Genomic DNA, 22,941 nt, shown 5'->3' with positions numbered 1-22,941 from the left:
GCTTTGCCCGCCGTCGGAGGTTTCTCCGACGAGCGGATCAGAACACGAAGTAGCGCAACCACAGATAAGGCGCGGCGACGAGCACGGTGAGCACCGTGACGATCGCGCCTTTCTTGGTGAACTCCCAGAACGAGATCGGCGCTCCGGCCCGGGCGGCGAGGCCCAGCACCACCACGTTGGCGCTCGCGCCGACCGCCGTCATGTTGCCGCCGAAGTCCGCGCCGAGGGCCAGCGACCACCACAGCGCTTCGGAGTGCGCCGGATCCGGAATGTCGTGGGTCAGCGCCAGCACGAGCGGCGACATCGTTGCCACGTAAGGAATGTTGTCGATCACGCCGGACAGCAGCGCGGACACCCCGAGGATCAGGAAGACCGCCAGCAGCGCGTTCCCGCCGGTGGCTCCGGCGGCGAGCTTGGCCAGCCAGTCGATCACCCCGGTCTTGACCAGCGCTCCGATCATGATGAACAACCCCGCGAAAAACAGCAGGGTCTCCCACTCCACCCCGGCCAGATACTGCTTCGGCGCCGTGCCGGACACCAGCACGAGTAAGCCCGCACCGAGCAGCGCGACCACCGACGGGTCCAGGTGCACCACCGAATGCAGCACGAACCCCGCGAACACCAGCAGCAGCACGACACCGGACTTGAGCAGCAGCTTCGGGTCCCGGATGGCCTCGCGTTCCTTGAGCGCCATGACGTCGGCGACCCGTTGCGGGTCCACTGAGAACGAACCGCGGAACAGCCACGGCAGCACCAGTCCCAGCACGACGAGTTCGATCGCGACGATCGGCGTCAGGTTCAGCAGGAAGTCGTTGAACGCCAAGCCCGCGCGGCTGCCGATGATGATGTTCGGCGGATCCCCGATGAGCGTCGCGGTGCCACCGATGTTGGAGGCGAGGACCTCGGCGATCAGGAACGGGACCGGGCTGATGTCGAGCCGGTCGCACACCAGCAGCGTCACCGGGGCGATGAGCAGCACCGTCGTCACGTTGTCCAGGAACGCCGAGGCGACCGCGGTGATCAGCACCAGCAGCAGCATGATCCGCAGCGGCGACCCCTTGGCGCGCTTGGCCGCCCAGATCGCGACGAACTCGAACACCCCGGTCCGGCGCAGGATCCCGACGATGATCATCATGCCGAGCAGCAGGAACAGCACGTTCCAGTCGACGCCGGTGTCCTCGGAGAAGAACGCGTCCGCCGACCCGGACACCCCGGTCGCGAGCACCACGCCCGCCCCGGCCAGCGCGGCGGTCATCTTCGGGATCTTCTCGGTCGCGATGAACACATACGCCACCGCGAACACGACGACCGCGATGACCGCGCTCACCGGAGGGCCGCCCGGCTCGGTCGCGCGGGAATCAGCGAGGCGTCAGCGCGTGCTCCAGCAGCCGCGACGCGGACACCACGCCGAGCAGTGTCCGGTCCTGCATGACCGCCACGAGCGGGCAGCGCAGCCGGGCCATCGTCGCGGCGACCTCCACGATCGTGTCGTCGGCGTCCACCCTCGGCAGCTCGCGCGGTTCGTCCGGCAGCAACTCGCGCACCGTGCGCCCGCCCAGCTTGTCCGCGACGCGGTCCGCCATCGACTCGCTGAGCACCCCCGCCAGCGACGGATCGTCGCGCACGTAAGGCGGCACGAGGAACTGCACGACGTCGGACGCGGGCAGCACCGTGTGCGGGCAGCCGGAAGCTTCCGTCACCACCAGCCCCGGCAACCGGTGCTCCGCCAGCAGCCGCGCGGCCGCCAGCGCGTCCGCATCGAGATCGACGACCGGGAACTCCTCGGCCAGCTCCGCTGCGCGCATGCCCCCAGGCTACGGCGGACCGGGCCGCTCCGCCGGAACTCGCGATTTCTTTCCGCACGCCTGACGCCATGGGGCTCCTCGGGGTCGACCGGACCGCCCGTCGCCCGGCTGGGCACGGGCAGGCCGACCAGACTTCCCGGCACACCACGCGTAAAGATGCCGCAAAGACCGGCCCGGAGCAAACCGGGCCGGTCTGGGGAGTGCCGCGGGATCAGGCCCGCACGGACACGAGTTTCGCGCGAGCTTCCTTCACGGACGGGCCGCCGGTGAAGCACCAGATCGCGATCACCGGGTCGCAGATGGCGCAGCCCAGCGACGACGTGTGCGCGAACGGCAGGATCGGCGCGCCTTTGAGGTGGTGCAGCACGTCCAGCGTCGTGTGCAGCAGCCAGGCGACCCCGATGAAAGCCCAGGATTCCAGACCGCGATAGGCGCAGTAGGTCACCGCGGCGGCGAACGCCAGCTCCCACGGGCCGAACGCGCCGCTGCTCAGGTAGGCGGCACCCGCGCCAGCGACCATGATCGCGTTGAAACGGCGGCGGTACGGCTCGGCGAGAAAGGAATTGAGCAGAGTGTAAGCAATGCCGATGAGCACGGCGGAAACGATGATCACCTTTTCACGCTAAGGTCGCGGGCGCCTGCGCATAACTGGCTACGACGACACTTTTCGCCGGGTTCTGGCCAGCGGAGCGCCCGCTTGCTCACCCGTCGCGACGCTATTCGCGTCGGGCCAGGTTCGCTGCCTGCCATTGCCCGGGGCGGACGCCGGTCTGGCGCAGGAAGAACGCCGAGAAGTTCGCGGCGTCAGGGAATCCCAGGCGTTGCCCGCACCGCGCCGCGCTGAGCCGGTCGTGCGCGAGCAGCCGCTTGGCCTCCAGGACCAAGCGTGCGCACAGGTAGTCCTTGGCACTGCGGCCGGTCGCCGCTCGGACGGCGCGCGTGAGCGTTCTCGGGGCGTACCCGAGCTTGCGGGCATAGCTGGCGACGTCGTGGCAGACCCGGAAATCCTCTTCCACCGCAACGCGGAATTGCTGGAAGAGGCCGGCTCCGGAGTCGCCGTCCGCTGCGGGCGGCGCGAGTCGCAGCAGCAGCGCGGACAACACCACGACGAGCAGTTCGCCGGTCCGTTCCTGCGGGGCAGCGCCGGCCTCGCTGCGCAGATGCGCGAGCGCGGCGTTGATCAGCGGCCACTGCGCGGCGGAGGCAGTCCAGCACGCCGCCGCCCACGGGTCCGCAGCCAGTTCACGGCTGCCGGGAGTGGCCGGTGCGGTGGGCACGAACAGCACCAGGTCTCCGGCCAGGTCGCCGAGGTCGTCCCAGCGGTGCACGACGCCCGGCCGGATCCACACCACGCTCCGGGCCGCGAGCGGACAGCTCGCGAAGTCGACCGAAACCCGGCCGTGGCCGCGCCGGACCACCGCGAGCACATGAAAGTCGCCGCGTTCGGTCATGCCGCGGTCCAGCCGCCGCAGCTGCGCGAACGACATCGTCTCCACCGGCGCGCCGGACTCCTGCGGCGGCTGGTAGGAGAGCTGACGAATCCCGGTCATGCAGTCCATTTTTCACCATGCCAGGTCCGGCGTCGACGATGCGCCCAGGCGGACCGGGCGGTTGACTCAAGGGCAAGCAACTCGACTGGCAACAAAGGACAAACTCTCATGGTGACGACCGCATCGACCCAGCTTCCGGTCTACGACTACCGGCCGGGCGACGGACCTGTGCTGGTATTTTTGCACTACTGGGGCGGCTCGGCACGCACCTGGCAACCAGTGCTCGACCGGTTGCCGGACCGCGCCGCGCTGAACCTCGATTTCCGAGGCTGGGGACGCTCGCGCGAACTGCCCGGCCCGTACACGCTGGAGCAGTTCGCGCACGACACCGAGGCCGTGATCGCCGACGCGGGGGTGACCGACTACGTCCTGGTCGGGCATTCGATGGGCGGCAAAGTCGCGCAGCTGGCGGCTTCCGCGCGTCCGGCCGGGCTCGCCGGTCTCGTCCTCGTAGCGCCCGGACCGGCCAAGCCCGCCGCGACGGTCACGCCCGAGTACCAGAAAGGACTGTCGCACGCCTACGCCTCCGACGAGTCGACAGCGGCCGCACGCGACACCGTTCTCACCGCGACGGCGCTGGACGACGAGACCAAAGCCCGGATCGTGGCGGATTCCCGTGCCTGCGCCGAGGAAGCGCGCCTCGAATGGCCCCTGCACGGGATCGCCGAGGACATCACGAGCGCGGCCCGCGCCATCGACGTTCCCGTCCTGGTCGTCGCGGGCGAGCACGACCGGGTGGAACCGGCCGGGGTGCTGCGCGACAACCTGCTGCCCTACCTGGCACACGCGAGCATGACCGTCCTTCCCCGCAGCGGCCACCTCCTGCCGCTGGAAGCACCGGACGCACTCGCGCAGGTGCTCCGGAGCGAGTGGGGCCGGTGAGCTCGGCTCCGTGCGGCTCGCGCCCGCAGCGCGGATCCCGCACTGCCGTCTGCCGCGTGGTCTCCCCCGCCAAGTCCTCACGAAACAGCGGTGCGCCGGAAAGCCAGCAGCGCCACCACACCCACCAGCGGTCCGGCCGCGAGCACCAGCAGCGCGACGCTCCAGGACGCGGATTCGGCCAGCACCGGCACCAGATAGATGGTCACCGCGGTGGTGACGTAGCCCAGCGCCAGTTGCAGCGACACCGCGCTGCCGACGTAACGCGGGTCGGCGGTTTCGGTGACCAGCGCGGAAAACTGGGCGGAGTCGGCGATCACCCAGAATCCCCAGAACGCGCTCAGCACCACCACGACCGGCGTCGGCATGTCACGCAGCAGGGCGAGCGCCACCGCGGTGGATCCGGACAGCACGAGGCTGATCAACGCCGACGGCGCGCGCCCCGCCCGGTCGCCGATCCAGCCGCCGACGAGGCATCCGATCGCGCCGGCTCCGATGCAGACGAAGGCCGCGAGCGCGGCGTGCCGGGCGCCGTCCGGTCCGCCGGAGAAGCCCTGCAGCCCGGCCAGAAATGTGCCGATCCAGGCCCACATCGCGTACAGCTCCCACATGTGCCCGGCGTAGCCGAGGTTGGCCAGCATCACCGGGCGGCTGCGGACTGCCCGGAGCGCGGACCGGAGCCGGAACGTCGAGCGCGGGAACGGGTACGGCCCGGTGCCGCGCACGGTCAGCACCAGCAGCCCGCCGCACGCGGTGAGCGCCGACGTCGCCGCGATCACCGACTGCCAGCCGAGCCCGCCCGACGCCTTCACCAGCTGCGGCGCGGCCGAACCGAGCGTCAGCGCGCCGATGATGACGCCGAGCGCGGTGCCGCGGCCCTTGCGGAACCAGGACGAAACTTCTTTCAGCGCGGGCGGATAGACCGCGGCGAGGCACGCTCCGGTGAGCGCCCGCAGCACCAAGGCGGTGCCGAAACCGGGTGCCCACAACAGAAGCAGGTTCGTCACCGCCGCGCAGAGCGCCCCGGCGCACATCAGCTTCCGGGGCGCGACCGCGTCGGCGAGGCCGCTCGCGGCGGACGCGAGCGCTCCCGCCACGAACCCGAGCTGCACCGCGATGGTCAGCAGCGAGGATTCTCCGCTCGTCAGGTGCCACAGCTGCTGCAGCTGCGGCACCACGAACGACGCCGAGAACCAGACGCTCATCGAAGCGAACGTCGCGACGGCGATCAACGCCAGCGCCCGCCGGTCCGCGGTCAACCTTGCCATGCGGTCACCTCCTCCGGAACGCGGTGGCCGCGCGGACCCGCCCCAGCGCGGCCACCGCGCGTTCGACCGAGTCCAGCATGGCTACGCCGTGCTCGCTCGCCATCGTGCGCAAGCGGCGGGCCAGCGCGTCCTGCTCCGCGCTGAAACTGGTCCGCAGCACCAAAACGAGCGGGACGTCGCCGCGATCGGCGGTCAGCAGATCGCGGGTGAGCGCGGTGACGAGGTCGGCGGCTTCCGCGCTCTCCTTCAGGTCGTAGACGGTCCCGAGATCGAGGTACGCGCACAGGCTGTCAACGCCCGGATCTCGCGCGAGCGCGGCGGCCAGCGCGCCGGTGAAGCAGCGGTCACCGTCGAACAGCGACCAGATCGGGATGTCGACCGGGTTGTGCAGACTGCTGCCGGGAGCGTCGTACGGGGCGAGGGATTCCGCTGTCTCGGCCGAAACCGAGGGCAGGACGAGGCCGTGGTCGTGGGCGATGTCCGAACCGACGACCGCGACCCCGCCGCCGCTGCCGACCAGGCCGAGGCCGATGCCGGTCAGGCCGGGCGCGTACTGCGCGACCAGCAGGGTGTCGAGGAGTTCGTCCAGATTCCCGGCGAGGACGACCCCGGCGGCCGACGCCGCGTCGCGCAACAGCCGGGGATCGCTAGCCAGCGCGCCGGTGTGCGAAGCGGCCGCCGCGCCGCCCGCCGCGCTCCGGCCGCCCTTGAACAGCACCACCGGGATCGACACCTGCGCGGCGAGCGTGAAGAACCGCTCCGCGTCGCTGTCGTCTTCCAGATAGAACGCGGCCAGCGACGTACGCGGATCCGCCTCGCAGAACGCCAGGAACTCCGACGGGGAAACGTCGTCGCAGTTGCCGACCGAGCTGACGAAACTGAACCGCAGCCCCAATTCCTTGCCGCGGCGCACGACATCGCCGGCGTAGGTGCCCGACTGCGACACGAACGCGATGCCGCCCGTTTCGTCCGAGGAAGCCGACCGGTCGATCATCGTGATCCGCGAGTAGGGCGTGTAGTGGCCGATGCAGTTGGGTCCCAGCACGCGGAGCTGGGTTCCGGCGACTGCCGCGGCGAGATCGGCGGTGTCGGCGGTGTAGACGTGCGCGGTTTTCGTGCCCTTCGCGGCGAGTGCGCGCAACGCGTCCGGCACCGCGGCGGCGGGTAGCGCGACCACGGCCCGGTCCAGGCCGTCGGGCAACTGACCGACTTCCCGCACAGCAGGGTGGCCGAGGATCTCGGTCGCCGACCGGCTCACCGGGTGCACCGCTCCGGCGAAGCCCTGGTCGACGAGGGTGCGCACAGCTCGGTGCCCCATCTTCGCCGGGTCGGCCGAGGCTCCCAGCACTGCGATGCTGTCCGGATAGATGGCGGGCCGGAGTTGCGCGTAAGCCTCTGCAGGGACCGGCGGTGCCGAGGGAGGTGCCGGGGACCTGGTCACCGCGCGGGCGTCGACGGCGACGATCCCGTCCGGCCCGACGACGACCGGGTTGAAATCGACCTGGTCTACCGGCTCGGACAGCAGCAGCCCGTCCGCGCCGCCGACCCGCACGAGCAGGTCCGCCAGCGCCGCGTGCGCGTCCGGGAACCGGCGGCGCAGCACCGCGCCGAGACGGGTCCGGTCGATCAGCGCGACCGCTCCGGTGAGATCGAGCGGAGCGAGCGCGAACGCGACGTCCCCGAGCGTCTCGACGTCCACTCCCCCGGACCCGACCATCACCACCGGGCCGAACCCCGGGTCGTGCAACGCGCCGACCACCGCCTCCAGGCCGGGTTCGACCATCGGCTCGACCGTCACGCCGCGCACCGCGACGCCCTGTCCCGTCTGAGCGGCGAACAATTTCTCGACCGCGTCGACGACGTCGAGCGGGTCGACACCGAGCAGCACGCCGCCCGCCTTGCTCTTGTGCACCACGCCGTCGGCGACGAGTTTGACCGCGACCGAGCGAGCGATCCGCGCGGCGGCGGCTCCGGCTTCCATGGCTGTCGCGGCGAACGTCACCGGGTTGGCCGGCACGCCGTACCGGATGGCCAACTCGCGGATCTCGTCCTCGCGCAGCCGCTCGCCGGACAGCGAAACCGTCGTCACGACAGCACCTCGGCAATGCGGTCGTGGTGGTCGCCGGGATGGTCCGGGTAAGCGGGCGGACGACGTTCCAGGAACGCGGAGACGCCCTCGCCGCCGTCGGGCAACTCTCGGACCAGCGCCGCGAGAGCGGGTTCCGCCGCCAGCCCGGCGTCCGTGCCGTGGCGCAGGCTGTGCCGGAGCCCGGCCTTCACCGCGGCGACCACGGCGGGCGAGACGGCGGCGATGGCTTCGGCCAGTTCCAGTGCTCCTTCGAGAGCTTCCGGGCCGTCGTGGACGTGGGTGACGAAGCCGTGCCGAAGCGCTTCGTCGGCGCCGAACGGCGCGGCGGTGGCGAGCCAGCGGTAGGCGACCGGGTAGCCGACCAGGTCGAGCAGCCTGCTCAGCTGACCGCCGACCGGCACCAGGCCGATCGCCGCGCCCACCGCGCAGAACCGGGCGTCCCGGCTCGCGACCCGCAGGTCGCAGTTGAGCGCCAGGATGAACCCGGCCGCGTACGCCGGGCCGTCGACCGCGGCGATGACCGGGGTAAGGATTTCCGCGGGCCTGCCGAACGCGGCGTTCGCCGCCGGATCGCCCGCGGTTTCCGGCTTCTCCAGGACTTCCTGCAGGTCGTGCCCGGAGGAGAAGCATCCGCCCTCGCCGGTAACGACGACGGCTCGCACCGCCGGATCGGCGTCCGCCCGGTCCAGTTCGCTCAGCAGGGCCGGCGCCATGTCGCCGGAGAACGCACCGCGCTTGGCGGGGTTGTGGATGGTCAGGACGCGCACGGCGCCCCGGTCGGACACGCGAATGCCGGGTGTCATCGGGAAAACTCCTCCTCCGGGAGAACGGGAACGGGGATCAGTTCGGGGCCGGGACCGGCTCTTCGGCCGCGACCGCGCCGCGCGGGCTCGCGCCGAGCGCACGGACGAGGACGCTGCCCAGCACGACCACCGCGAAGTTCAGCGCCAGCGCGGAGATCGCGATGTAGATCGGGCTGTCGAAGAAGAACGGCTTCGCGGTCGACCCGCCGAACGGGCCGCCGGTCGCGGATTTGACCTCGTAAGCGGCCCAGGTGCCGTAGGCGACCGACACCAGCAGTCCGGCGAGCAGCGCCCGCCGGTCGGCGAACCGCTTCGTGAACAGTCCGAAAAGGACGGTGGGAAGGGTCTGCAGGATCCAGATCCCGCCCAGCAGCTGGAAGTTCAGCGCGAACTTCGCGTCGAGAGTCAGCACGAACACCAGCGCGCCGACCTTCACCAGCACCGACACGACCTTCGACACCAGCGTCTCCGATTTCGCGCTGACCGGCCGCGTGCGGAACTGGCGGTAAAGGTTGCGGCTCACCAGGTTGCCCGCGGCGATCGCCATGATTGCCGCCGGGACCAGCGCGCTCATCGCGATCGCGGCGTAGGCGATCCCGGTGAACCACGGCGGGAAGAGCGCCGACAGCAGCTGCGGGACCGCGTACTGCGGGTTGCCGTCGTGCGGCTTGACGCCCATCGCGAGCGCCATCATGCCCAGCAGCGCGACGAACCCGAGCAACACGGTGTAGACCGGCAGCACGGACATGTTGCGCCGCACGGTCTTCGCGCCTCGCGACGCGAACACGCCGGTGATCGCGTGCGGGTACAGGAAGAAGGCCATCCCGGACCCGAGCGCGAGAGTCAGGTAGACGCTCGGGTTCACCGCGATCGTGGGATCGGGGCCGGCCGGGGCCTTGCCCGCGAGCGCCTCCCCGCCCTTGCGGAAGATCTCGCCGAATCCGCCGAGCTTGATCGGGGCCCAGATCACCGCCGCGATGACCACGAGGTAGGTGAGGCCGTCCTTGACGAAGGCGATCAGTGCGGGCGCGCGCAGCCCGGCGGAGTAGGTGTAGGTGGCGAGCACGCCGAAGGCGATCAGCAGCGGCAGGTCGCGAACGAACCACGAGCCCGAGCCGCCGAGCCCGAGCGCGCCGAACACGACCTCGAGCCCGACCAGCTGCAACGCCAGGTACGGCAGGGTCGCGAGCAGCCCGGTGATCGTGACGGCGAGCCCCAGCGCCTTCGACCCGAACCGGTCGTTGACGAAGTCGGTGAGGGTGACGTAGCCCTTCTTGTGCGCCAGCGAAACGAGCTTGGGCAGGAACAGGAAACCCAGCGCGTACAACACGATCGCGTTCGGCACGGCGTAGAAGCCGAAGGCGCCCATGCTGAAGATCGCGGCCGGGACGGCGATCAGGGTGTAGGCGCTGTACAGGTCGCCGCCGAGCAGGAACCACGTGACGAACGGCCCGAACGTGCGGCCGCCGAGCGCCCATTCGTCGAGCTGCTCGGCCTGTTTGGCGCGCCGCCAGCGGCTGGCGGCGAAGCCCATGACGGTGACGACGCCGATCAGGACGAGGAAAACGGTGAAGGTGACGGGGTTGAAGGTCATTCCTCGCCCTCCGCGTCTTTCTCGCCGGCGAACAGCAGCCGGTAGACGGCGCTCGTGCACAAGGCGGTGAGCACGGCCGCGGCCATCTGGAACCAGTAGAAGAACGGGATCCCGCCCAGTGCGGGGCCGGTCCGCTGGTAGAGCGGCACGGCGAGGCCCGCGGTGACCGGGGCGAGGATCAGGAAGGCGGAGAGGACAACGCGCAGCGGACGCCGTGAGGACGGCGCGACGGTATCGCCCATCTTGGACTCTCCTTTGAGCCGAGGCGGGTGGGCTGACGGCGCGCAGCTGGGGTGGGGACCTGACCGGTGCCGTCGGGGACAGACGCTAAGCGGCGCGAGTAACCCACGTCATGAGAGGAACAGAGAAGTTCCGCGGGTATTCGTCTCGGTTTTTACGAGAGGTCCGGCAGCCCGGCGGCACCCGAGTCGTACAGCCGCAGCCCCAGCGACAACAGCAGCAGGTCGTCCACCTGCAGCGGGTCGCGCCGGGTGAGCGTGTGGATGCGCCGCAGCCGGTAGACCACGGTGTTCGGGTTGACCGACAGTTCCGCCGCGGCCTTGGTCAGGCTGAAGTTCGCGCCCACGTACGCGCGCAGCGTCGGCAGGAGCGGCGCGCCCTTGCGGGCGTCGTAGTCCAGCAGCGGCTGCACGGTCTCCTCCAGCAGGGCGTCGGTGTGCCCCGGCGCGCGCAGGAGCCGGTCGAGCAGCACGTCGCCGAACCGGACGGCCCGGGTCCGCCCGCCGGCCGGACCGCCGAGGTCGGCCGCTTCGCGCGCCTCGCCGTAGGACCGGCGCACGCCCGGCAGGCCCTCGGCGACGCGGCCGACGCCAACAGCCCAGCCGCGTTCCGGGTCGGCGAGCCGGTCGCACGCGGGCTCGATCTCGCGGGCGTCCTCGGCCGCGTCCAGGCAGCAGATGCCGACGACCTCGGACTCCCGCGCGCCCACCAGGAATTCCTTCGCCAGCGGAGCGAGCTGGTTGCGCACCGCGCGGATCGCCGACTGCACGCCGATCGTCGAGTCGACCCCGGCGGGCAGCTGCACGACCGCGACCAGCACCGGCCCGCGCAGCGTCATCCGCAGCACCGCGCTCTGCCTGCGGGCCTGCTCGCTCACCGCTTCGCCAGTCAGGAGGGTTTCCAGGACGTCGGTGCGCAGCGCGGTGCGGTCGGCGGAGATCGTGGCGGATTCCCGCACGTACGCCGAGGTGACCGCGGTCGAGACCCGGTCGACGTGCACCATCGTCGCCTCGGCCAGCTCGATCGACAGCAGCCTGCCCGCCTTGCCCGCCCCGGCCAGCTCGTCCATGGCCTGCCACAGCCGGATGCCCCACAGCCGGAAGCTGCGCAGCAGGGACGGCAGGCTGACCCGCTGGTGCACCCGGCGCGCGGCACTGCGCCGGAGCCATTCGTGCGAGTCGCTGAGACTCCGGTCGGCATCGTCGTCGGCGAGGCTGCGCACGAGGAATTCGATGTTGAGGACGGCCGCCTCGGTGACGTCGCGCACGAGCACCGGTTCGGGCAGCTCGCCGTACTCGGGGATCTCGCGGCGGTACTCGGCCACCAGCTGCTCGGCCAGCTCGTGCCGGCGCGCGAAAACCTTGTCCAGCACTGCCTGCCGCCGCGAAGCGTCCGTCGCCATTCCGCACCGCCGTTCGCAGTTTCTCCGAGGGTTCGCCGCCAAACTTATCGTTTCTTCTCATGACTCGCGCCGCCCGGCCCCTCTAGCGTCGCCTGCGTCATCCCCGGCGCGCAGACAGCCGCACCGGCGTGAATTCCCCGGATCCCCTTTTGCCTCGGCGCACAACCCGCGGCCGGGACCGAGCGGCGCGCCGGTCCGTTCACGAAGGAGTGCACTGATGAACGACGAAGAACGCACGAGCGTCGCGACCCCGGGAGCGGAGCCGGTCCCGATCGGCCAGCTGCCGCCGCTGGGCGTGGTGCCGGCCCGGATGCACGCGCAGGTCGTGCGGCAGGACCGCTTCGGCGACCCGGCCGACGCGTTCCGTCCCGAACTGGTCGACACCCCGCGGCTCGGACCGGGCGAGGTGCTGATCGGCGTGATGGCCGCCGGGATCAACTACAACAACGTGTGGGCCGCGCGCGGTTATCCGGTCGACCAGATCGCGACGCGGCAGAAGCGCGGGGAGCCGGAGGACTTCCACATCGGCGGGTCGGACGCCTCGGGCATCGTCTACGCGGTCGGCGCCGGGGTGACCGGCGTCGAGATCGGGCAGCACGTCATCGTGCACCCCGGGGTGTGGGACGAGCAGGACCCGTGGATCGCGGCGGGCCGGGACCCGATGATCGCGCCCAGCGCGAAGATCTGGGGCTACGACACGAACTACGGCGCGTTCGGCCAGTTCGCCCGGGTGCAGGCGCACCAGGTGCTGCCGAAGGCCGAGCACCTGTCGTGGGAGGAGGCGGCGGCGCCGACACTGGTCGGGACGACGGCGTACCGGATGCTCTACGGCTGGGCCGGAAACACCCTGCAGGACGGGGATCTCGTGCTCGTCTGGGGCGGTTCCGGCGGGCTCGGCACGCAGGCCTGCCAGATGGTGCGGGCCGCCGGCGGCCGCGCCGTGGCGGTCGTCTCCGACGACGAGCGCGGCGCGTTCGCGATGAAGCACGGCGCGATCGGCTATCTCAACCGCCGCGAGTTCGGCCATTGGGGCGTGCCGCCGCTGGTCGACGACGCCGCCGGGCAGAAGGAATGGACGAAGGGCGCGCGGGCGTTCGGGAAGAAGCTGTGGGAGATCGCCGGGTCCCGCGAGGACCCGGCGATCGTGTTCGAGCACCCCGGCGGGGCCACGATCCCGACCAGCATCTTCCTGTGCCGCCCCGGCGGGATGGTGGTGATCTGCGCGGGCACGACCGGCTTCGACGCGATGGTGGACCTGCGCTACCACTGGACGCGGCAGAAGCGGCTGCAAGGTTCGCACGGCACGAACGACGAGCAGGCCGTCGCGTACAACGACCTGGTCCGCGCGGGCACGATCGACCCGGTGCTCGGCCGGACGGTCCCGTTCACCGAAGTGCCGGCCGCACACGCCGCGATGGGCCGCGGCGAGGACGTGTTGGGCAACGTCTCGGTGCTGATCGGCGCCGCCGCGCCGGGACAGGGCCGCGCCTGAACCCAGCGCCCGGGGGCGGCCCGCCCGCCCCCGGGCCCGCGCGCCGGGAGGATTCCGATGATCTCCGCCGACGACCTGGGCATCTTCCTCGAGGTAGCCCGCCGCGGCCGGCTCACCGAAGCGGCGAAACACCTCGGCCTCAACCACACGACGGTGGGCAGGCACATCGCGCACCTCGAACGCACCGCGGAACAACGGCTGTTCCACCGCGAACCCGGCGGCTGGGTGCTCACGACGGCAGGCACGCGGCTGCTCGAGCACGCCGAAGCGGTCGAAGCCGCGGTGCTCGCCGCGCGCGAGGACTGCTTGCAAACCGGCCATCACCTGACCGGAACCGTTCGCGTCACCGCCCCCGACGGCTTCGGCACCTTCCTGCTGATCCCCGGCCTGCACCGGCTGGCGCGCGAGTTTCCGTCGCTGTCGCTGGAATTCGTGATCGCGAACGTCCACGCGTCGCTCAGCACGCGGGAGTTCGACCTCGCGATCGCCATCGAACGCCCCAGCACCCGCGCCGTCGACGCGCGCCTGCTGGCGAACTACGAACTGCGCCTGTACGCCGCTCCGGCCTTGCTGGAAAACTACGCGCCGATCGCGTCCGCCGACGACCTCGCCGACGCGCCTTTCCTTTGGTACACCGAAGACGCGCTGTGCGCCCCGACTCTCGAAACGCTCTTCCGAGCCGTGCCCTCGGCCCGCCCGAAATACCGGGCCGACACCATCTCCGGCCAGATCTGCGCCGCCCGCCAGGGGCTGGGATTCGCCTTTCTGCCGTCGTGGATCGGCGACCGCACCGCCGGGCTGCGGCCGGTCGAGACGTTTCCGCATGCGGTGCCGCACAGCTATTGGCTGCTTGTTCCGCACGCGCTCGCCCGACTGGCCCGCGTGCGCGCCATGGCGGCGGCCATCGACGGGCTGGTCCGCGAACGCGACCTTCTCGACTGTCCATGATGAACCGGCGGCGGGTAACAGCTGCTCGCTCCTCCTCCGCGCCAACGCGCCCTCCTCAACTGTCCACAATGGACCTCCGACCAACCCTGTGCGATTCTGCACAGCACTGCGGAAAACTGGTCGTTGATCGCCGCCGAATCCGTTGTTTTCCTGGTGTCACCGCACTTCCACCGACCACAGAACGGTGAGAACCATGGCGCAGGCAACGACGCGGCGCACCCCCTCGGCACGCATGGTCGCGCTCGGCAGTTTTATCGGAACCACCATCGAGTGGTACGACTTCTTCCTCTACGGCAGCGCGGCGGCGCTCGTATTCGGCCCGCTCTTCTACCCCGGCGCCGACCCTTCGCTCGGGCTGATCGCCGCGTTCGGCACCTACGCAGTCGGGTTCCTGGCCCGGCCGCTCGGCGCGCTCGTGGGCGGGCACGTCGGCGACCGGATCGGGCGGAAGGCGATGCTCGTCGCCTCGCTGCTGATCATGGGCTGCGCCACCGCGCTGGTCGGGCTGCTTCCGACGTACGCCTCGATCGGCGTCGCCGCGCCGGTGCTGCTCGTGTTCCTGCGGCTCGCCCAGGGCTTCGGCGTCGGCGGCGAATGGGGTGGCGCGGCGCTGGTCTCGGTCGAAAGCGCGCCCTCCGGACGGCGCGGGTTCTACGGCAGCTTCACCCAGATCGGCGTCTCCGCGGGCATGCTCATGGCGGCCGGCGCGTTCACCCTCGGCCGGACGCTGCTCACCACCGAGCAGTTCCTCTCGTGGGGCTGGCGCGTCCCGTTCCTCGCCAGCGGCGCGATCGTCGCGGTCGGCCTGCTGATCCGCGCGAAACTCGCCGAGCCCGAGTCGTTCGTCCGGATGAAACAGGAGAACCGGCTTCCCGAGCGCCCGCTCGCCGAGCTGATGCGGACACAGCGCCGTCCGGTCTGGCTCACCGCGGGCATGCGGCTGTCCCAGAACGCGCTCTACTACCTGTACACGACCTTCGGCATCGCCTACATCGCCCGCTCCGCCGACGACGAGGTCGGCCTCCGGGCGGTGCTGGTGGCGTCGGCGCTCAGCCTCGTCACCGTCCCGGCCTGGGCGTGGCTGTCCGACCGCTACGGCCGCCGCCCGCTTTACCTCTTCGGCACCGTCACGAGCGCGGTGTTCATCGCACCGTTCTTTCTCTTGGCGGACACCGGGAATCCGCTGTTGGTCACCGTCGGCATGGTCGTCGGGATCAACCTGTTCCACGACGCCATGTACGGGCCGCAGGCCGCGTTCTTCGCCGAGATGTTCCCGGCGGGCGTGCGCTACAGCGGCGCGTCGATGGGCTACCAGTTCGGCTCCGTGCTGTCCGGCGGCCTCGCCCCGCTGATCGCCAGCAGCCTGCTCGTCGCGAACAACGGCAGGCCGTGGCTCGTCGTCGGCTACTGCCTGGTGCTCAGCGTCATCACCGGCGTCTGCGCGTACCTCGCCCCCGAAACCTTCCGCACCAGCACGGAACACCCCGCGGTCGCTGCTGGACCCCGCGACCGCACGAGCGAAATGGGAGAACTCCGATGACTCAGACCGCCCCCGCCCCCAACGGAATCGACCGCGACGCGCTCGCCGCCACCGTCGAGGCCGTCCGGCAGCAGCCCGAACTCGCCCAGGTCACCTTCACCCTCGACGCGGACTGGCAGCACGGCTGCCACCAGCGCGCCACCACCGGCGACCTCCGCCAGGCCGGCGCCGCGGTGCCGGGCCGGACCGCCCGCTACGTCCTGGAATCCGACGAGCCCGCCGCGCTGCTCGGCACCGACCGCGCGGCCAGCCCCGCCGAGTACATCCTCCAGGCGCTGGCCGGGTGTTACTCGGTCACCTTCGCCGCCAACGCGACCGCCCGCGGCATCGAACTGTCCTCGCTGCGTCTGGAACTGGAGGCGGACTTCGACCTCCAGGCGTTCCTCGGCCTCGACGACGACGCCCGGCCGGGCGCACGCCAGATCCGCGTGACCGTGCACGCCGCCTCACCCACCGCGACCCGGGAGGAACTCTCCGAATTGACCGCCGCGGTGCAGCGCCGGTCGCCGATCCGCGACACCCTCGCCGGCCCGGTGGAGGTCACCACGACGCTGGCGGAAGCATGAGCGTCCCGCTCACCCTCGCCCATCTCGTCTGGCGGATGAAGCACGTCCACCCCGGATCCGAGGTCGTCGCCGACGGCACCCGGCTCCGGTTCGCCGACCTCGCCGACGCCATTGTCCGGATGGCGGCGGGCCTGCACCGGCGGTACGGGATCCGCCAGGGCGACCGCGTCGCGGTGCTGGCGTTCAACACCCTCGAACACCTCCAGCTGATGTACGCGGTCCCGCTCCTCGGCGCGACGCTCACCAGCCTGAACCTCCGGCTCGACAGCGCGGCGATGGTCGCGCGGGCCGATCGCTCGCGGACCGATCTGCTGGTGGTCGGCCAGGAAGCGCTCGACCACCGCTCGGTCGGACCGGCGGTCCGGGCGGCGGCCGCCGAACTCGCCGGCCACGGGATCACGGTCGCCGCTGCAGCAGAACTCGCCGCGGATGTCGAAACCGAACTGCCGGACCTGCGCGAGGACGTCACCGCGTTCCGCTTCCACACCAGCGGGACGACCGGTCCGGCCAAGAGCTACGAGGTGACGCACCGGGACGTCGTACTGCACGCGCTCAGCCAGAGCGCGGCCGACGCCTCCGGGCTGCGGGCCGGGGACCGGGTGCTGCCGCTGGTGCCGTTCTGCCACGTCAACGGGTGGGGCCTGCCGTTCGTCGCCGCGCTCACCGGTGCGTCGCTGGTGCTCCCCGGCCACGACCTCACACCAGCGCGGATCGCCGGGATGCTGAACGCCGAACGCGTCACGGTGGCCGCAGCGGTGCCGGCCGTGTGGTTCGACGTCTGCCGCCATCTCGCCGAACTGGGCACCGCGCCGCCGGCCGCGCTGCGCGAAGTCCTCACCGGCGGCAGCGCGGTCCCGCGCTCGGTCGTCGATCTGGTCCGGGACGTCCTCGGCGCCGGAGTCGCGACCGCCTGGGGCATGACCGAGACGCTCGCGGTCAGCACCTACGAACGCGCCGACCCGAGCGTCCGCGCCGGAAGGTTCGTCTCGCTGCTGGAGGCACGGATCGACGGGAATTCCGGGTCGCCCGGCGAGCAAGGGACGCTCCAGGTGCGCGGACCGTTCGTCGTCGGCGACCGGGACGGCTGGTTCGACACCGGCGATGTCGCGTCGCTCGACGAAGAAGGGCGGCTGGCGGTGCACGACCGCGCCAAGGACCTCATCAAGTCCGGCGGCGAATGGATCGTGTCCGCGCAGCTCGAACAACACCTCTGCACCCACCCTTCGGTGTCCGCCGCGGCCGTCGTGGCACGCGCCGATCCCAAGTGGACGGAGCGCCCGGTGGCCGTGCTGGTGCCCCGGCAAGGCCGCTTGGTCGACGAAACCGAGCTGCGAGCCCATGTCGCCGAACGATTCCCGGCGTTCTGGGTGCCCGACGCGTTCACCTGCGTCGAGCGCCTGCCGCTGACTCCCGTGGGCAAAGTGGACAAACGCGCGCTGCGCGCCCGCCACGCCGACGGACCTGTCCTCTCCCCCGACACCCCTGGAGGCACCCGATGACCAGCTTCATCCGAACCGAACTCCGCGGCGAAACCGCCTGGATCTCCATCGACCGGCCGAAAAAGCTCAACGCCCTGTCCGTCGAGCTCATGCAGGAACTGACCGCGGCGCTGGACGAGGCCGAACAGGACGACACGGTCAAGGTCGTCGTCCTGCGCGGCGGCGAGCGGGCGTTCAGCGTCGGCTACGACATCTCGCAGGAGGTCGAGGCGGGGATCTCGACGGCCGAGCAATGGCACGCCGGCCTGGAGAACAACATCGGGCTGACCATGAAGGTGTGGGGGCTCGGAAAGCCGGTCGTCGGCGCGGTGTCGGGCTGGTGCCTCGCCGGCGGCTGCGAGCTCGCGATGGCCTGCGACCTGCTCGTCGCCGCCGAGGACGCGCACTTCGGCGAACCCGAGATCCGCTTCGGGTCCGGTCCGGTGACGTTGCTGATGCCGTTCCTGCTCGGCCAGAAGGCGACCAACGAACTGCTGTACACCGGCGATGTGGTGGACGCCCGGCGCGCGCTCGAACTCGGCATGGTGAACCGCGTCGTGCCCGCCGCCGAGCTGGAGTCCACTGTGGACAAGCTCGCGCGGAAGATCGCCCTGACCCCGCTGTCCATTTTGCGCTACACCAAACGCGCGCTGACCCGAGCGTACGAGGCGATGGGACTGCGCGACGCCGTCGCCGCGAACCACGACATCGCGGCGGTGCTGAACTCGGCCTCGACACCGGAGCGGGCAGAGTTCACCGAACTCGTCGCGACCCGCGGACTCGGCGCGGCCCTCGCGTGGCGGGACCGCCGGTACGCCGACTTCGACTGAGCCTGCCGGGTGCCCGTCCAGCGCGGGCACCCGGCAACATCATCGCCCTCGCCTGGCGCCTCACAGGGCGGCGAACCGTCGCGTGGTCATCCGCGTCGGCAGTCCGTCGGGTCGTCCCGAATTCGAGGGACCAACGGCCTTCACGGAACCGGCCTTCGGCTTCGACGCACCCACCGCTCGCCCAACACCTCAGCGACCCCGCGACGCAGACTCGCCGGAGCCACCCGCGTCGAACGCCCTAGCCGCAGCAGAGCCTGCGGAAACCCAGCGAGCTGATAGTCCTCGCACAGCGCTGACCGGACCCCCGGCACCCGCAGCGGCTGGGTCAGAACCGCGCCAGCGAGGCCGAGGGTCACCCCTTCGAGCCAGCAGCGCTCCAGTGCGTAACCGGCCCGGATGTGGTCGATGCGCGCATCGCCGGGCGTCGTGAAAAGCAGCGCCGTTTCGGGCTCGAGCCGTTCCCGCAGCAGGAACAACTCCGGACCGACGGGTGGCAGCGCGGCAAACGGCGTTCCCGCCGCCTCGTCCTGGAGCGTCCGGGCGGCGTGGCCGAAGAACCTCGCGAGCCGCGCCACCCCGTCGAGCCGGATCGCCTCCGCCCCGGTCGTCACAGCGGCCGCCGCGACGCGGGCGGTCTGCTCCGCCCTGACCGGCAGTCCGGTGAACGCCCCGCGGTGACTCCGACGCACCATGATCGCGCCGTACCGCTGAAGTTCCTGGTCCGTCGGCGGCAATGGCTCCGCCGCCTCGACCCGCGCGAGAATGTCGGTCTGCTCCGGGTCCGGCAGCACGGTGATTTCCGCGCGCCTGCCGAGCACCCGGACCGCCAACTCCAGGTTCGCGAGCGCCGTCCCGCAGGACATCGCCTGATCGCGTCGCGGCAACGCCACGTCGACCCGCTCTCGCAGCAGCACCGCACCGTCGGTCAACTCGACTCGCCAGGGCTGCGTGTCGTGCGCCGAAGGGAAACGCAGCACAGAACGGCCCAGCACCTCCGCCTCGGCGAGCGTCCACTCCCCGGTCGCTGTCTTTTCCATGGCGGTCACTCCTGTCATGGCGAACGACCCGAGCCAACCCGACTGCCTCGCTTCGCGCACCGGCCGCAAGCCACCGAGCACAGGGACCAACGTCACCGGTTGCTTCCGGCGGCGCCTGGCCAGGTGACCTTCGGCCCTAGTCCGCCATTCGCCCGGCGCGCAGCCTGAAGCGGACCGCCGTTCGACGCGGCGGCGGAAACGAGCGCCGATGACCGTCCAGCCCTTGACCACCGACCACGAATACCGCCTGCTCTGCGGACTGACCGCCTATCTCGACGCGGTGAGCGCCGCGGCAGGCGTCGGCCCGGAGTCCTGCACTATCGATCTCGATTCGCCGATGTCGGCCTACCTCGCGCTCGACGGTCACCTCTCCGTCCATCCCGGACGCGACACCGCGCTGCTGTGGGACGAACGGCACGGCTGGTCGTTCGCCATCGAAACCCATTCCGGCGAGGACCTGATCCTGGTGGCTTGCCTCGGCGGCGAGCTGGTCCCCGCTCCGGCCCGGGTCCGGGAATTCGTCCGCGCGGTCCGCGCCCGGACTCAGCGCACGCCGCCGCCCACGCCGCCGGACCTCACCCAGGGGCGGGCCGACTTGATCGCCCTTCTTCTCGGCTACCGGCAGGAAAGCCCGGCCCGCTAACGCGCGTGACGCGGAGCGGCGTTCTCGCTGAAGTTCCCTTGCCAGCTGGCCCGCGCACCGGAATCGCCGATGCGGTACATGTCGTAGACGGCCGCACCGGCCGCCAAGACCGCGACCACCGCGACGGCTGCCGTGACTTTCGTCGACGCGGGTGCGAGATAAGTCCGACGACCCGCGACGGGCGAATCGTCGGTATCCGCCGACAAACGGGTGTTTTCCCGTTCCCGCCACCACACCAGAAGCGCGAGCACAGCGACCGGGATCGCGACCCAGAGCGCCGTGTCGCCCAGTTCGGTGTGGTCGCGCAGCAACGGTGTCTGCGCGACCCGGCGTTCAAGCCACTCCCCGGCGTTCGTGGTGATCGGGACCAGAATCACCACGACCACGGCCAGCACGGCGTTCGGACCGGCGAGCTTGCCGCGCGCTTTAGGCCAGACGCTGCTCAACACCAGCAGCAGTGCGCTCAACGGCAGCAGCACGACGATCGCGTGCACGAGCAGGATGTGGGCCGGCAGGCCGTTGACGGTCGTCATGGCGTCCTTAACGTGGTGCGGGTTCGTGAGTGCGCGCTGAACACCCAGCGGCACGACGGTGAGGCTAAGCCAAGAATCCCGGCTTGTCCCCGCGTGGGCGAGGCGGTCACAGTACGCGTCGGGCAAGCGGCTACAAGCTGCCGCACATCGGACAGTGCCCCAGCGACAGATACCCCCGGGGGCATAACCGATGCCCCCGGGGGTATGGTGGGCCCCGAGGAAAGGAGCCGCCATGGAACTGGGTTTGTCCCGTACCTACCGAGACGCGGGTTTCGACGACGTGATGGCCAAGACGCGAACCGCGCTCGCGGACGCCGGTTTCGGCGTGCTGACCGAGATCGACGTGCAGGCGACGATGCGCGAGAAGCTGGACGAGCGGATGGAGCGCTACACCATCCTCGGCGCGTGCAATCCCCCGCTCGCCCACCGCGCGCTGACCGCGACCCGCGAGATCGGATTGCTGTTGCCCTGCAACGTGGTGGTCCGCGAGAACGGGGCCGAGGGCACAGTCGTCGAGGCGATCAACCCCGCTGTCATGGCCGAGGTCGCGCCGGAGGCAGGCGTCGCCGAAGTCGCCGCGGAGGCTGCCGCGCGGCTCGAATCCGCACTCGACGCGCTCGATCGGGAGCTGACATGACCGACGTGGTGCTCTACGGCGACCCGGTCTGCCCGTTCGCCTGGCTCGCCTACCGCTGGCTCGCCGACACGGGCGCGGAATTCTCCGTGCGGCCGATGAGCCTCGCCGTGCTCAACGAGGGCAACACCGTCGCGGAAGGCCACCGTCAGCGGGTCGAGGACTCGCTGCGCGCGGGCCGGGTCCGCGCCGCGATCGCGGACCCGGCCGCCGCCGCCCGGTTCCACGTCGCGCTCGGCCGCCGGATTCACGAGCAGCGGCAGCCAGTGAACAGCGCACTGCTTCGCGCGGCCTTGCGCGACGCGGAACTGCCGGAAGACCTTGCCCAGCAAGCGGATTCCACCGACGCGGACCCGTCCGTCCGCCGTGCGCACCAGGAGAGCCAGGACGCGCTCGGCGAAACCGGCGGAAGCCCGATCACCGCGATCGACGGCCGGGCGTTCTTCGGCCCGGTGCTCACCGAACTGCCCGCCCCGGCCGAGGGGCGCAGCTTGCTCGACGCCCTGCGCACGACCGCCGCGGTCCCGGCGTTCGCCGAATTCCGCCGCCCGCGCACCGGCGCCCCGACGATCCCGGAAGGATGACCATGTGCCGTCCCGTCGCGTGCCGCACCTGCGGCAAAACCACGTGGGCCGGATGCGGCCAGCACGTCGACCAGGTCAAGGCGACCGTCCCGGCCGGACAGTGGTGCCCGGGGCACCCCGCCGAACCGCGTCCGCGCCGGTCGTGGCCGTGGCGCAAGAACCGTTCCTGACCACTCGTGACTTCCACCGGCCAACCAGGGAGAGACCAGCCATGATCGGCGACCAGGACACCGTCACCCAGGTCCGCAACCGGCTCCGCCGCGCGCAGGGCCAGCTCGCCGGGGTCATCGCGATGATCGACGAGGGCCGCGACTGCAAGGACGTGGTCACCCAGCTCGCCGCGGTCTCCCGCGCGCTCGACCGGGCCGGGTTCAAGATCATCGCGAGCGGCCTGCGCGACTGCGTCTCCGCCGACAGCGAAGGCAACCAGGCCGCCATGACCGAGGAACAGCTGGAGAAGCTCTTCCTCACGCTCGCCTGATCCGGATCGCCGAGACCAGGAAGAAGATCCCGCCCAGCACCGCGTACCCGGCCACGGTGACCAGCGACGGGTTCGGCGCGCCCGCGCTGAGGATGAAGTTCGCCCCGGCCAGCACCGAGATGCCGCCGCTGAGGATCATCGGCCACTGGCCGCCCATCCCGCGCCTGCCGACGGCCACGATCAGCTGGACAAGACCGGCCACCACCGCCCAGACGCCCCAGACCCGCAGCACCGCTGGGACGCCGGACGCGCTGGCGATCGCGAGGCCGATCCCCGCCAGCAGGCTGATCGCGATGTTCACGTACAACCCGGCGGCACGGGACGAGCGCGCGTCCACGACCGCGGCGGCGACGTCGAACAGCGGATACGCGACGACCAGGACCACCCCGATCGGGCCGACAGCCGTCTTGGACGTGAGGAACAGGAGCGCGGCCCAGACGACGGCAAAGGCGAACCGCACGAAGTACAGGCGACGCAACGCCGGAGCGGTTCCGGCGGGCGAGTCAACGATGGTCACGATGATCCTTCCGAGAGCCCAGAGAGAT

The 22,941-nt window shown here is 71.0% G+C and carries 25 protein-coding genes; 12 read left to right on the top strand and 13 right to left on the bottom strand.

The features are described from left to right. Positions 1-37: 37 nt before the first annotated feature. The 4 genes from WA670_RS23640 to WA670_RS23625 all read right to left on the bottom strand — a co-directional run bounded on the left by WA670_RS23640 (position 38) and on the right by WA670_RS23625 (position 3,355). Complete coding sequence (locus WA670_RS23640; protein WP_336158860.1) at positions 38-1,327, bottom strand: ArsB/NhaD family transporter; 1,290 nt, start codon at positions 1,325-1,327, stop codon at positions 38-40. 31 nt (positions 1,328-1,358) lie between these two features. Beyond that, positions 1,359-1,805, bottom strand: coding sequence for a CBS domain-containing protein (locus WA670_RS23635; RefSeq protein ID WP_037806367.1), 447 nt, complete (start codon positions 1,803-1,805; stop codon positions 1,359-1,361). 211 nt (positions 1,806-2,016) lie between these two features. Then, the gene (locus WA670_RS23630) at positions 2,017-2,415 is read right to left on the bottom strand and encodes a DUF6010 family protein (protein ID WP_370318142.1); all 399 of its coding nucleotides are present in this window, start codon (positions 2,413-2,415) and stop codon (positions 2,017-2,019) included. Positions 2,416-2,521: 106 nt separating this feature from the next. Further along, entirely contained in the window at positions 2,522-3,355 is an 834-nt protein-coding gene (locus WA670_RS23625; RefSeq protein ID WP_238606522.1) for a helix-turn-helix domain-containing protein, read from the bottom strand. A 108-nt stretch (positions 3,356-3,463) separates the two neighbouring features. Between WA670_RS23625 and WA670_RS23620 the strand changes: the two genes are divergently transcribed. Then, complete coding sequence (locus WA670_RS23620; RefSeq protein ID WP_238606523.1) at positions 3,464-4,237, top strand: alpha/beta fold hydrolase; 774 nt, start codon at positions 3,464-3,466, stop codon at positions 4,235-4,237. A 77-nt stretch (positions 4,238-4,314) separates the two neighbouring features. Here the strand turns inward: WA670_RS23620 and WA670_RS23615 are convergent, their stop codons facing one another. The 6 genes from WA670_RS23615 to WA670_RS23590 form a co-directional block, all read right to left on the bottom strand. Continuing rightward, a complete protein-coding gene (locus WA670_RS23615; protein WP_037806370.1) occupies positions 4,315-5,502 on the bottom strand; it encodes an MFS transporter in 1,188 nt (395 codons plus the stop codon). A 4-nt stretch (positions 5,503-5,506) separates the two neighbouring features. Next, complete coding sequence (locus WA670_RS23610; protein ID WP_336158859.1) at positions 5,507-7,591, bottom strand: acetate--CoA ligase family protein; 2,085 nt, start codon at positions 7,589-7,591, stop codon at positions 5,507-5,509. Next, positions 7,588-8,394, bottom strand: coding sequence for an enoyl-CoA hydratase/isomerase family protein (locus WA670_RS23605; RefSeq protein ID WP_336158858.1), 807 nt, complete (start codon positions 8,392-8,394; stop codon positions 7,588-7,590). Before WA670_RS23605 ends, WA670_RS23610 begins: the two co-directional genes overlap by 4 nt. Before the next feature lie 37 nt (positions 8,395-8,431). Then, on the bottom strand, positions 8,432-9,988 hold the full coding sequence (mctP, locus tag WA670_RS23600; RefSeq protein ID WP_037806375.1) for a monocarboxylate uptake permease MctP: 1,557 nt from the start codon (positions 9,986-9,988) through the stop codon (positions 8,432-8,434). Beyond that, entirely contained in the window at positions 9,985-10,230 is a 246-nt protein-coding gene (locus WA670_RS23595; protein WP_037806376.1) for a DUF3311 domain-containing protein, read from the bottom strand. The genes mctP and WA670_RS23595 overlap by 4 nt, the downstream gene beginning before the upstream one ends. A 152-nt stretch (positions 10,231-10,382) precedes the next feature. Beyond that, on the bottom strand, positions 10,383-11,630 hold the full coding sequence (locus WA670_RS23590) for a PucR family transcriptional regulator (RefSeq protein ID WP_037806378.1): 1,248 nt from the start codon (positions 11,628-11,630) through the stop codon (positions 10,383-10,385). Positions 11,631-11,847: 217 nt separating this feature from the next. On the opposite strand from WA670_RS23590, the gene ccrA reads away from it, so the two are divergent. From ccrA to WA670_RS23560, 6 genes are all read left to right on the top strand, one after another. Next, complete coding sequence (ccrA, locus tag WA670_RS23585) at positions 11,848-13,122, top strand: crotonyl-CoA carboxylase/reductase (protein ID WP_336158857.1); 1,275 nt, start codon at positions 11,848-11,850, stop codon at positions 13,120-13,122. A 57-nt stretch (positions 13,123-13,179) separates the two neighbouring features. Continuing rightward, positions 13,180-14,070, top strand: a complete 891-nt coding sequence (locus tag WA670_RS23580; protein WP_336158856.1) for a LysR family transcriptional regulator — start codon at positions 13,180-13,182, stop codon at positions 14,068-14,070. 193 nt (positions 14,071-14,263) lie between these two features. Then, positions 14,264-15,610 carry an MFS transporter gene (locus WA670_RS23575; protein WP_336158855.1) on the top strand — a complete coding sequence of 449 codons (1,347 nt, stop codon included), beginning with the start codon at positions 14,264-14,266 and terminating at the stop codon, positions 15,608-15,610. Next, positions 15,607-16,176, top strand: a complete 570-nt coding sequence (locus tag WA670_RS23570; RefSeq protein ID WP_336158854.1) for an OsmC family protein — start codon at positions 15,607-15,609, stop codon at positions 16,174-16,176. The genes WA670_RS23575 and WA670_RS23570 overlap by 4 nt, the downstream gene beginning before the upstream one ends. Next, on the top strand, positions 16,173-17,675 hold the full coding sequence (locus WA670_RS23565) for an AMP-binding protein (RefSeq protein WP_336158853.1): 1,503 nt from the start codon (positions 16,173-16,175) through the stop codon (positions 17,673-17,675). Before WA670_RS23570 ends, WA670_RS23565 begins: the two co-directional genes overlap by 4 nt. After that, positions 17,672-18,484, top strand: a complete 813-nt coding sequence (locus WA670_RS23560; protein ID WP_037806382.1) for an enoyl-CoA hydratase/isomerase family protein — start codon at positions 17,672-17,674, stop codon at positions 18,482-18,484. Before WA670_RS23565 ends, WA670_RS23560 begins: the two co-directional genes overlap by 4 nt. A gap of 140 nt (positions 18,485-18,624) precedes the next feature. Here WA670_RS23560 and WA670_RS23555 read toward each other — a convergent pair whose 3' ends face one another. Further along, on the bottom strand, positions 18,625-19,521 hold the full coding sequence (locus WA670_RS23555; protein WP_336158852.1) for a nitroreductase: 897 nt from the start codon (positions 19,519-19,521) through the stop codon (positions 18,625-18,627). A 208-nt stretch (positions 19,522-19,729) separates the two neighbouring features. Here WA670_RS23555 and WA670_RS23550 point away from each other — a divergent pair, with 208 nt between their 5' ends. Further along, a complete protein-coding gene (locus WA670_RS23550) occupies positions 19,730-20,164 on the top strand; it encodes a DUF6292 family protein (RefSeq protein WP_037806385.1) in 435 nt (144 codons plus the stop codon). On the opposite strand, the gene WA670_RS23545 is transcribed toward WA670_RS23550, so the two are convergent. Next, positions 20,161-20,697 carry a DUF2231 domain-containing protein gene (locus tag WA670_RS23545; RefSeq protein WP_037806387.1) on the bottom strand — a complete coding sequence of 179 codons (537 nt, stop codon included), beginning with the start codon at positions 20,695-20,697 and terminating at the stop codon, positions 20,161-20,163. The two genes, WA670_RS23550 and WA670_RS23545, sit on opposite strands and share 4 nt — an antisense overlap. A 232-nt stretch (positions 20,698-20,929) precedes the next feature. On the opposite strand from WA670_RS23545, the gene WA670_RS23540 reads away from it, so the two are divergent. The 4 genes from WA670_RS23540 to WA670_RS23525 are packed head-to-tail and all read left to right on the top strand — an operon-like array spanning position 20,930 to position 22,396. Further along, positions 20,930-21,334, top strand: a complete 405-nt coding sequence (locus tag WA670_RS23540; RefSeq protein WP_336158851.1) for a DUF302 domain-containing protein — start codon at positions 20,930-20,932, stop codon at positions 21,332-21,334. Next, a complete protein-coding gene (locus WA670_RS23535) occupies positions 21,331-21,915 on the top strand; it encodes a mycothiol-dependent nitroreductase Rv2466c family protein (RefSeq protein ID WP_336158850.1) in 585 nt (194 codons plus the stop codon). The genes WA670_RS23540 and WA670_RS23535 overlap by 4 nt, the downstream gene beginning before the upstream one ends. A gap of 2 nt (positions 21,916-21,917) precedes the next feature. After that, positions 21,918-22,085 carry a hypothetical protein gene (locus WA670_RS23530; protein ID WP_162836033.1) on the top strand — a complete coding sequence of 56 codons (168 nt, stop codon included), beginning with the start codon at positions 21,918-21,920 and terminating at the stop codon, positions 22,083-22,085. A 41-nt stretch (positions 22,086-22,126) separates the two neighbouring features. Beyond that, positions 22,127-22,396 (top strand): metal-sensitive transcriptional regulator, encoded by a 270-nt coding sequence (locus WA670_RS23525; protein ID WP_037806392.1) that lies wholly within the window; start codon positions 22,127-22,129, stop codon positions 22,394-22,396. Here WA670_RS23525 and WA670_RS23520 read toward each other — a convergent pair. Next, entirely contained in the window at positions 22,383-22,916 is a 534-nt protein-coding gene (locus WA670_RS23520) for a hypothetical protein (RefSeq protein ID WP_336158877.1), read from the bottom strand. The genes WA670_RS23525 and WA670_RS23520 overlap by 14 nt on opposite strands. Between the last annotated feature and the right edge of the window lie 25 nt (positions 22,917-22,941).

This window comes from Amycolatopsis sp. VC5-11 (assembly GCF_037034185.1).
Lineage (GTDB): Bacteria > Actinomycetota > Actinomycetes > Mycobacteriales > Pseudonocardiaceae > Amycolatopsis > Amycolatopsis nivea.
The sequence above is the reverse complement of the archived record's forward strand: the minus strand, read 5'-3'. Positions and strand labels throughout refer to the sequence as shown.